The organism is Vibrio crassostreae, assembly GCF_024347415.1.
In the GTDB taxonomy this organism is placed as follows: domain Bacteria; phylum Pseudomonadota; class Gammaproteobacteria; order Enterobacterales; family Vibrionaceae; genus Vibrio; species Vibrio crassostreae.
Genome location: NZ_AP025478.1, coordinates 226,803 through 237,546, shown reverse-complemented (window position 1 = coordinate 237,546; position 10,744 = coordinate 226,803). Strand labels below are relative to the sequence as shown.

Annotated in this window: 3 protein-coding genes and 4 pseudogenes; 4 read left to right on the top strand and 3 right to left on the bottom strand. The window is 42.7% G+C overall.

Annotated features, from left to right (window positions below; all coding sequences use genetic code 11):
- Window positions 1-384: 384 nt before the first annotated feature.
- Together OC193_RS25330 and OC193_RS26110 are read right to left on the bottom strand one after the other, a co-directional pair.
- Window positions 385-507, bottom strand: a complete 123-nt coding sequence (locus OC193_RS25330) for a DUF4113 domain-containing protein (RefSeq protein ID WP_080967499.1) — start codon at window positions 505-507, stop codon at window positions 385-387.
- A 184-nt stretch (window positions 508-691) separates the two neighbouring features.
- Window positions 692-1,151: pseudogene (locus OC193_RS26110) on the bottom strand (IS110 family RNA-guided transposase); the annotation flags it as partial.
- 107 nt (window positions 1,152-1,258) lie between these two features.
- On the opposite strand from OC193_RS26110, the pseudogene OC193_RS25315 reads away from it, so the two are divergent.
- A pseudogene (locus OC193_RS25315) lies at window positions 1,259-2,084 on the top strand (IS5 family transposase).
- Window positions 2,085-2,381: 297 nt separating this feature from the next.
- On the opposite strand, the pseudogene OC193_RS25310 reads toward OC193_RS25315, so the two are convergent.
- Window positions 2,382-3,343: pseudogene (locus OC193_RS25310) on the bottom strand (IS110 family RNA-guided transposase).
- Window positions 3,344-3,533: 190 nt separating this feature from the next.
- On the opposite strand from OC193_RS25310, the pseudogene OC193_RS25305 reads away from it, so the two are divergent.
- From OC193_RS25305 to OC193_RS25295, 3 genes and pseudogenes are all read left to right on the top strand, one after another.
- Window positions 3,534-4,797: pseudogene (locus OC193_RS25305) on the top strand (IS4 family transposase).
- A gap of 340 nt (window positions 4,798-5,137) precedes the next feature.
- Window positions 5,138-9,415, top strand: coding sequence for a CHASE domain-containing protein (locus tag OC193_RS25300; protein WP_230682257.1), 4,278 nt, complete (start codon window positions 5,138-5,140; stop codon window positions 9,413-9,415).
- On the top strand, window positions 9,396-10,640 hold the full coding sequence (locus tag OC193_RS25295; RefSeq protein ID WP_048659316.1) for an EAL domain-containing response regulator: 1,245 nt from the start codon (window positions 9,396-9,398) through the stop codon (window positions 10,638-10,640). The genes OC193_RS25300 and OC193_RS25295 overlap by 20 nt, the downstream gene beginning before the upstream one ends.
- Window positions 10,641-10,744: the final 104 nt, after the last annotated feature.

Genomic DNA, 10,744 nt, shown 5'->3' with positions numbered 1-10,744 from the left:
AGATAATATCCAAATTTAGTTACTAACACACTTTACAGTTAATGCTACACCATACACAGTCGATGATACACCGTCTACAGTTTAGGATACACCCGATGCAGTTTATGATACACCTAACACGGTTTAGGCTACACCCTGATCATGCATAAAGCCAATACTGACAAGGCTTTAAAGCGATCAAGGATCAATTTGGATCTATTAGGTTCATATTAGGTTCATATTAGGATAATTAGAACTGTGGATAAGTGGATAACTATTCGAATCCTTTATACTAAATTACTGACGGGGAACGCTTTTGGCGTTCCTGTGTCTGATTTATGCGATGGACAACTATTCGCTCGTACCTCACGAAAGTTGACCACACACAAATCTGAAATAAATAACTCAACACCTGATCTGAGAAAGATCTTTAAGCTTTGTTGTATATTGAGGCGATAAAAAGTTACGATTAATCTGCCAATGTTGTGTTGTTCCTTGGGAGAAATGACGGTCTCGATTTCTGAAAATACTTCAGACAAAGCTCATCCACAACCTGAAAGTTTATGGTAATCTTCTCTGTCAGAGCCTTTGCGTGGATAATATAATTCCCCCCACTCCAAAGTGGGCTTTTTTCTAACTTAGCTTCGCGTTAACGCTGTTCTTTTCCTGATGCCACTTCCCTTACCAAACTCTTTGAGGCCAGTCGAATCAATGGTGCAACGATTCCGTATTCAGCGGTTAAGCCTCTAATCTGATTAGCTCTAGCAGTTCTCTGAGCAATTAGTTCTTCTCGCACACGGTGCATTGATTGAATATCTTGTTGCTTGCTCATCTTTACAGACACAAAGCGCATATTCGGCCTATTTATCGCTTCGCAAATGGCTTCAGCATCGACTTTGTCATTTTTATTCGTTTTGACATAAGGCTTTACAAATTGAGCTGCAACAAGCTTCCTTGTATACCCCGCTTTGATAAGCTCTTGCCCAGTAATGAGAGGAACCACATGCTTCCATTCCAATGATTGCTGTAAAAGGCATTCGCTTCATTATCGTTTTTAGCCAAGTGTTTCTTGCATATTTTCCCTGCCAGTTCGTTTTTTCATTTTCATCAATAACATGAAGATGGAACACATTTTTTGCCAAATCGACACCCACACGAATAATCGTTCCCATTTGAGCCTCCCATCCTACAAATAAACCATGTTTATATAATCTGATCCAGTGTGATAAGGGTGAGGGGGCCCATACCATTGGCTACATTCACTTCCTCTCGTAGCCCTATGCCTAAACCTCGTTACAAAACAACCAATCACTCATTAACCGTGGCTCTCTGAACTTTTGGATTGATGAAGAGGCGATTAGCGGGTTGGCGCAAAGCAAACAGAATAAGCGCGGGAGGCCACGTCGATTCAGTGATTTGGCTATCACGACAGCACTCATGGTGAAACGAGGTTTTTCTATGCCGCTGAGAGCACTGCAAGGATTTATCGACTCGATATTTAGACTTGCCCATGTTCCATTAAGTTATCCGCATTACACTTGCATTAGTCGTAGATCTAAGCAAGTTGAGGTCTCATTTAAGACTAAAACGAGAGGGGCAATACAGCACCTAGTCATTGATACGACTGGCCTTAAGGTTTATGGCGAAGGTGAATGGAAAGTCAAAAAGCACGGGACAGATGGTAAGCGGAGAGTTTGGCGAAAGCTGCATATTGCCGTCGATACATGCACTCATGAATTATTGCAGCCGAGCTAAGTTTATCGACGGTTACAGGTGGAGAAGTACTCCCGAACTTACTGAAACAAACACGCCGAAGTATTCTTGAGGTGTCTGCTGATGGCGCTTATGACACGAGAGCGTGTCACGCTCGAAATCTCGCCGTGGGTTGCCAGAAGTTATACGGCTCAAATAAGTATTGGAAAGAGCGGTATGAATACCACAAACGTTCACTCTCAGAAACAGCGATGTATCGAGTTAAACTGTTGCTAGGAGGGCAACTGAGTTTAAGAAATTACAATGCACAGGTGGGTGAAACTTACGCGATGATAAAAGCGTTGAATAAGCTCACTGGGTTAGGTATGCCTGAAACTTGTCGTATTGACTAAAAAGCATGCGAAACAGGGTGACTCTGTCTCTAAACTGAATTACGCCACAAAGCCGCGTAGCTGCTATTTTCGTTGAACTTGAAGCCGAGATGGCAGGGTACTTAGAGGCGTTGGATTATGGTGCTTAATGGTTGAGTTTTAAAAAACTATCCATACTCATAGACAGGAGCTTAAGCGCTAAGCGACTTATTTAGATACAAAAATGGCTTTATTTGTGATCTGATGTTCATCGCAAAACAATACATCAAATACGAATAAAGCCGATGACGATTATCTCCTTAACAAACGACTATGGCGTCAATAGTTAATTTTTGGCGCTGTTTCATCCCATAGAACACCATCTCTGAGCATTGAATTTAAGATCACAACCATCTTGCGCACGCATGCAATAATAGCGACTTTCTTTGGTTTACCAGCGTCTAAAAGTCGCTGATATGTCGCTTTAAAAACAGGATTACATTGCATGGCTGACATCATTGCCATATATAACACAGTGCGTACTTGCGCTCGACCTCCTTGGATCACGCGCTTACCTTTGTAGCGCCCACTTTCGCGTGTTATTGGAGCGACACCAATCAGTGATGCCGCTTGTTTATTCGTGATGTAACCAAGTTCAGGTACGTTGCTAATTATTGATGCGCGGCAATGTTTCCTATTCCTGGGACGCTTTGCAATATTGTGTTTTTAGCCTGGTATTCAGGACTATCTTCAATGAGTTTAACGAGCTTTTCTTCTAACTTGGTGATTTGATTTTTTATAGTGGTTAGCATTGGTTTGATAGTCGGATGGAGAGAGGCGGGAAGTATCTGGATTCGGTTCTTTTCCATTGTTTGCATGGATAACAACTGGTTTCGGCGAATGACTAAGTCACTCATTAGGCGTATGTTTCTTGGCTTTATGACAGTAAGAGCTGGTTTGATTGCTTCTCCATAGTGAGCGATCAACTCTGCATCTAAACGATCATTTTTGGCTCTGCGGCCAATAGCACCAGCGAATCGTTTTATGTGGACAGGGTTTGCTCTGACAATTGGTAATTGAGCCTCTGCACATGCAAGAACAAAAGGCATTTCTAATCGGCCTGTAGCTTCAATAACGATTCGTTCAGGACTGTGACTTTTAATCGTTTTGAGTGCTTTTTTGATGCCTTTATCATTGTTATCTACTGAGAAAAATAGATCTAGTGGCCTGATGTGGATGTCTAATTGTGTTTTGCCAGTATCAACTCCAACGTTGATGCTTTGATTGATTTTGGTATTCATAATAAGCTAACTCATACTTGCGTAATGCGGGTTCGAGACCCAGTCGACTATTCGAGGTTTATGCTTGAAGTCCTATGTAGCGTTCATGTTTGTTATCGGTCTCTCGATAGAGGAGCCAGCATTTAAACGAACTGCTACATAGAAAGCTTTAGTTGCAGCTAAAGCCTGGGTCTCACATTACCCGATTGGAGTGCTTATTATCCATACAAATCAATTTAAACAATTCTTTAATGCTGACATCCTTCAAAAAATGGCTAAAAATACAGGCCTGATGAAACGGTGTCGGGCGATATTACCCGAGCAGTTAGTCATTAGCTTAGTGGCCGCGTTAAGCAAAGGAAACTGCACTTCCATCGCGGATTTACTGCGACAATTCAATGGCATGTGCTTAAGCCCTGAAGATGCCGTGGCATACAAGCTTTACCATAACCAGTTGAGAAAAGACGAGTTTCCGAAATTCATGCGGCAACTTGTCATGCGAGCAATAGCCCAATTTGCTCGCCAGCAGAATGTCGGCCTACCAGATAAGCTCGACACCTTTGATGATGTATTGCTTCAAGATGGCAGCTCTTTCCACATCCATTATGACCTGGCGGATGTTTATCCGAGTCGATTTAAACGTAACCCTGCCGCGGTTGAATGCCATATGACAATGTCGTTGAAAAGCTTTTCTCTAGTCGCGATGAGCATCAGCGCTGATACGGCATCAGAAAGAGATTTTTTACCTTAGCCCAAAACGATGAACAACAAATTGCTGTTGGCTGACGCAGGGTATCCTGTTTTAAATTTGTTCGCGAGCTTGAACAGTATGGCGGGCTCTATATTGTCCGAGGTGCGAAGTCTCTGAATCCTATGATTATTGAGGTGAGAAACGGCCAGGGGCGACTTCTGCCTAAGCTAGAAGGGAAGAAGCTGAAAGACATTACTCGAGGCACCAACCGTTCGCAAGTCCTTGATCTAAAAGTCCGTCGAGGTAAACAAGAGTTTAGAGTTGTGCGACGTTGGTTTGCCGAAGAAAAACGATTCTGCCTTTGGATAACTAACTTACCTTCAGACACCTATACTGCCGATGACATCATGGCGATCTACCGCTGTCGATGGCAGGTGGAGCTGCTTTTTAAAGAGTTAAAGTCTCACACCAACTGGCAACGATTTGTCACCGCACAAAAGGCCATCGTTGATGGGCTCATCTGGGCCAGTTTACTTGCGCTGATCATTAGGCGCAGTATTGCGCTTCAGATAATGCCATCGGTCTCACTATTTAAAGCGGCAAAAAATGTGGATGTATGGCTGTTGCCAATATTTGAATGTATCAGCCACAGAGCATGGTCAGAAATCAGCAATAAAATCGAATGGGCTGCCAGTTATATATCAGGAACGATCAAAAGTCCGATCAGAGGAAATCTAAAGAAAACATTACGTTAGACGGAATTTACGCTGGGCTTAATGCTTAAGGTTCAGTCTATGATCCATACTAGGAAATAACATAAAACCTGCTGTTAAAGCAGGGCTATTTGGTTCGGCTATAAAAAAGAATTCTATGTTCCACTTCAATAGGTCGTGAATTACTTTCCTTATACCTAATGTTGTTCTATAACTAGTAGGTGGGTGTTAAGAGTTATATTAATTATTTTCTCTTATGAGCAGCAGTTGGTTAGTACTTTTACTGAGGTCGTAATAATTTGTGTAGTCAATAGTTGGTTTGGAGTGTGTATGACTGGGAAGACTCGGGCCACAAAGCTCTCTTTAAGTATATTAATATTGTCACTCAGTGTGACAATAATGTGTTGGTCTATGGCTAGCGATTATGTTGAAAATAATGCTGAAAGTCATTTTACTAATTATACCCAAGAAGTTAAAGCGCTTATTCAAAACCGTATGTTGAATTATAAACAGGTGCTCTCAGGGGGCGTTGCTTTGTTCGCTGCTTCCGAGCATGTCAATCGTAAGGAGTGGGCGAAATATATTGATAAGTTACATCTTGGTTTATTCTACCCCGGTATACAGGGGATTGGTGTTTCTATTCCCGTCTCTGCTCAAGATAAAGAGGCTCATGTTTGGCAAGTTCGTGCGGAAGGTTTTCCCCAGTATGATATTAAACCTAATGGGATTCGAAATGAATATACTACCATTATCTATTTGGAACCTTTTGATGAGCGTAACCGTCAGGCATTTGGCTTTGACATGTATTCTGAAGCCGTTCGGCGTCAGGCTATGGCCAGGGCTAGAGATACAGGACAAGCCGCTTTATCTGGTAGAGTTGAGTTAGTTCAGGAAAGCCCCGAGGATAAACAGGCGGGCTTTTTGCTTTATTTACCTATCTACAAAACGACTTATTCACCTGAGACCCTTGAAGAGCGTAGGAAGTCCTTTGTTGGTTACGTTTATAGTCCATTCCGTACTACAGACCTCATGCAAGGTATCCTTCAGCCTGAAGTCTCAACGGTTAGCTTTCGGGTATATGATGGCGCTGATGATGATCCTAGTCGTTTGCTTTATGACGGGAATAACGCCTTAAATATTGATGAAGAGCAATTCAGACCGGCATTTCGAAGATCGGAAGTGATTAATGTTTCAGGCCGAGATTGGACTCTTATTTATACTTCTACCCCAGTATTTGAAGCAGCTCTCGACTTCACGCTACCTCGTCTTGTTGCTGCTACAGGGGGACTTTTAAGTATTCTGTTTTTTTTCCTTATTCGTATGTTGATGGTTTCGCATCAAACAGCTGAAAGGCTGAATCATGAAGCCTCGGCAAGACGAGAAGCTGAAGGGGCTCTCAAGGTTCTAAATCATGAATTAGAAAGCCGTGTTAGCAAACGCACTCAAGAACTAAAGCAACAAGAAGAGCTTAATCGAATGCTTTTAGAGAGTTTGAGCGAAGGGGTGGAGGCTTGTGACTCGGACGGAAATTTAACTCTGTTCAACCGCACAGCAAGAGAGTGGTATGGCTCCGATCCATCACTGCTCCTCCCCGAACAGTGGAGCAACTATTACAATTTATATGAAGTCGACAACCTAACGCCGTTGGCGAAAGAAAATATACCGTTGCTCAGAGCATTTAATGGAGAGCATATTCAAAATGAGGAATTTTGTGTGGTCGCTAAGGGGCAATCGCCCCGATTTGTTTTGGCCAATGGTGCACCAATTCATGATATCGATGGTAACCGGCTAGGGGCTGTTCTCGCTATGCACGATGTAACTGAAAATAGGCGGCATGAGCGCCGCTTCAGTGATATTTTTGAGTTTGCACCAGATGCGATGCTGATGATAGAGAGGGATGGCGGTATTACTCAGGCCAATAGCCATGCAGAGGTTGTTTTTGGCTGGAGGAAAGAAGCAATTAAAGGGCAACCAATAGAGTGTCTACTACCGGGTATTTCTTCCGAGATTAAGAGCTATTTCTTTGATAACGACGAATGGGGTGAAGGAGAGCGTGTTAAGCAACTCTCAGCAACGGTTAGACGTAAGGAGGGAGAGGATGTTCCAGTTGACATTAGTTTAAGCCCTGTTGAATCAGAAAAGGGCTTGCAGGTAGCTGTCGCTATTCGGGATATCACCCAACGTGTCCAGTCAGAGAGAGCAAATAAAGAAGCGATGGCTATGCTTAATGCTATTGAGGACGGAGCATTTATCTTTGATCCAGAAACGCTTCGCCACAGTTATGTCAATGAAGGTGCGGTTTGTCAACTGGGTTATTCCAGAGAGGAGTTGTTGGAGCTTACTGTGGTTGATTTTAAAGTTGATTATGATGAAAACCGTTACCGGAAGTTGATGGAGCCCTTGTTAAATGGTGAGCAGAAGGTTATTCACCTTTCTACCGTTCATAAACATAAAGATGGTCACCTCATTCCGGTTGAAGTTAGTCTTCAATACCTTTCTCTACCAGGAGGGAAAAGGCGTTGTATATCAATGGTTCGGGATGTAACTGAGCGTTATCAAGCCCTACAGCAACTCGAGGAGGCTGCAAAGCAACAAAAAGTAGCTAATCTTATCATAGATCAGGAGCGGAAAAAGCTTACTCAACGGGTATCTGAACGCACGGCGTCATTGCGAGCGACAAATGAAAAACTCGAACAGGCACGGACTGAGGCGGAGCAAGCAAGCCTCGCGAAATCGGCCTTCTTGGCAGCAATGAGTCATGAAATACGGACGCCAATGAATGGAGTTATTGGCATGTTAGATGTTTTGTCACACCGTCGATTGGATAGTCAGCAAATGGATGAAGTTAAAATTATCCATGACTCGGCGTTTGACCTGTTGGGGCTAATTGATGATATTTTAGATTTCTCAAAAATTGAAGCGGGGAAGTTAGACCTAGAACAGCTTCCAGTGTCTGTCGAAGAGGTTGTTGAAGGGGTCTGTACCTCGCTTCTCTCTGTTTCAGAGAAGCAAGACGTTGACTTGCAGTTATTTATTGCCCCAACTTTTCCAAGTCATATTCTGTCTGATCCAACCCGACTGAGGCAAATCTTCTATAATTTGATTGGTAATGCTATTAAGTTTAGCTGTGGCCGTGAGGAAAAGCGGGGAGACGTCTCGATCCGCGTAAATATTGTTGATAGTAAAATGGTTGTCAATATCGAGGATAACGGTATTGGAATGTCAGCGGAGGCCCTAGCTATGCTATTTACTTCTTTCTCTCAGGCTGAATCCTCCACAACGCGTCGTTTTGGAGGCTCGGGGTTAGGCTTGGCGATCACGAAGCGCTTAGTGGATTTGATGAACGGAGGTATCACAGTAAACAGTAAGTTAGGCAAAGGAGCAATGTTTACAGTTAGCTTACCTTGTGAAGTTAATAAAAAAGCGGTTTTACCGCCCTCAGCTATCCTTTCAAATACAAAGTGCATTCTAGTTGAGGGTTCAACATTTAAGACTGATGATCTACGAGTGTACCTTGAGCATTCGAATGCTAATGTTCGAGTCGTGAGCAACTATCCTGAAGCGTTGCGTCTTGCAGAATCACTTGAAGATATTGTTGTTATAATTATTGGTGCTCCAAAAAATGCCCCCGAACTTACCGCTGATTTTCTGAAAACATTGAATATATTACGAAGTGAAAGTGGGCATATTAGGCATCTTTTGATTAATCGAGATCAGCTTAGACCTCTGGCGTTCGAATCCCCGGATCTTGTTATCTTGAATGGTAACCTATTACGTAGGCAAGAGTTTTTACGGTCTGTTGCCGTGGCTGCCGGAGTCATTTCACCCGAAATAATACTTGAGAAAGCGAGAGATGAATATCTGCCGTTAACAGCGGGACTGAGTGTGGCACAAGCCCGCACAGAAGGACGGTTAATATTGGTTGCAGAAGATGACAGTATTAATCGAAAAGTAATCCTCAAGCAACTGAATATTCTTGGTTATGCCGCAGAGGTTGCTGAAAACGGACTGCTGGCTCATCAACTTTGGCAAGAGGGGAATTATGCATTGCTCTTGACGGATTTACATATGCCAGGACTGGATGGCTATGGATTAACGGAAGCGATCCGGAAGCAGGAGTCCGAGTTAACGAAAAAACCCATATTGGCCTTGACAGCTAATGCTCTGAGAGGTGAAAAGAATCGAGCAAAAGCGGTGGGAATGGATGATTATCTCACAAAACCAGTCCAGCTCCATTTGCTTAAAGAGGTACTCGAAAAATGGTTGCCTAACCAAAATGGGGCAATAATTGAAGAGGAACAGATTGAGCACACTGAAATATTAGCCGTCAGTAAGCTGGCTGAACTTGTGGGGGATGAACCAGTTGTTATAGGTGATTTTTTGGTAGATTTTTTAAGTTTAATGAAAATGCAGCATAAACAGTTAAGAGTCGCCTCTGTCGCCAAGGATAGTAGAAAAGTAAGCAGTATCGTCCATAAGCTCAAATCGTCATCTCGTTCGGTGGGTGCCATGAGGTTAGGTGATTTATGTGCTGAGCTTGAAAATGCCTGTACTACAGATGATGCCGTTGTACAGGCGTTGACAATGACCTTGTTAGAGAAGTGTTTTGCTGATACAGAAGAAGAGGTAGTAGGTTACCTCGATAAAACTAATCATAGAGGAGAAACTTATGGCGATAATGTTGATTGACGATGAATCGTTTTCAAGGAAGTTGGTTGCTCATCAGTTACAAAAATTCGTGAACGAAAAGGTTGTTTATGAATATGAACATGCTGTTGAGGCTCTTCAAAAACTAGAAAGTCAGTCTGAAGATATTGAACTGATTTTCTGTGATCTGCAGATGCCACAGATGGACGGAGTGGAGTTTGTCCGTCATTTGGGGTGTATAGGCTATCAGGGAGGTGTTATTTTAATGAGTGGTGAAGACCAAGCCATTCTAGACAGTGCTAAAAGGCTGGCAGATACTTATCGCCTTAATATTCTTGGTAGTCTTCATAAGCCTTTTAGTCTTGCTCAGTTAAAAGAAATTATTGAACTGCAAGCCCCTCATCTAGAGACGGTAGGTTTTGATGCTCCGAGAGAGTATTCTGAGGCTGAGCTTCGTTGTGCTCTTGAACAAGGTGAGCTAATCAATTATTACCAGCCACAGGTTAGACTTCGAGATGGTAAAACTGTTGGTGTTGAAGCCTTGGTACGTTGGCAACACCCTAAAGATGGCCTAGTGTTGCCTGAGAGGTTTGTCCCGCTCGCTGAAGAGTATGGACTGATAGGTGACTTGACGAGAGTTGTCTTGGCTGGGGCTCTAGAACATATCAAACATTGGAAATATTCGGAATTAAAGCTTTGTATGTCAATTAATGTCTCAATGGAAAGTTTGACGTCATTGGAATTTCCAGACTGGATTCAAGATACTGCAAGTAAGGCAAGATTTCCATTGTCAAACTTAGTATTAGAAGTTACGGAAAGTCGGATGATGAAAGATCGGCAAGTAGCTTTGGATATCCTGACGCGACTGCGACTTAAAGGCGCTGCTTTATCTATTGATGACTTTGGTACTGGGTATTCCTCGTTAGCTCAATTACGGGATATTCCATTCAGTGAGCTTAAGATAGATCGAATTTTTGTGCATGGGGCTCATGCGGATAAGTCTTTACGCGCGATTTTTGAAGCTAGTTTAAAAATGGCTCAACAATTAGGATTATTGACCGTCGCTGAGGGAGTTGAAAATATTGATGACTGGGTATTTTTACGTGAGGTAGGGTGTGATGTTGCACAGGGTTATTTTATTGCCAAGCCGATGTCTGCAAGTCATTTACCTCTCTGGTTAGATGAGTGGGAGAGCCAGCGAATAGGAGACAATACTATGTATGATTCTATTCATATTATGCCTGAGGAAATTTCTGGTTCTGAGTGAATATTTAGCGTGTCAAGAGTTTTTAGAAAAAATTAAATTGTATAGGGGCTTTGTTGCGTAATTCAATGGAACTAAATCCAGAGCCTACGATCTGATCAGTTACA

Excerpts from the sequence above, each read along its gene's own strand:
- OC193_RS25295 (WP_048659316.1), top strand. The coding sequence starts at position 9,396 with ATGGCGATAATGTTGATTGACGATGAATCGTTTTCAAGGAAGTTGGTT.
- OC193_RS25300 (WP_230682257.1), top strand. The coding sequence starts at position 5,138 with ATGGCTAGCGATTATGTTGAAAATAATGCTGAAAGTCATTTTACTAAT.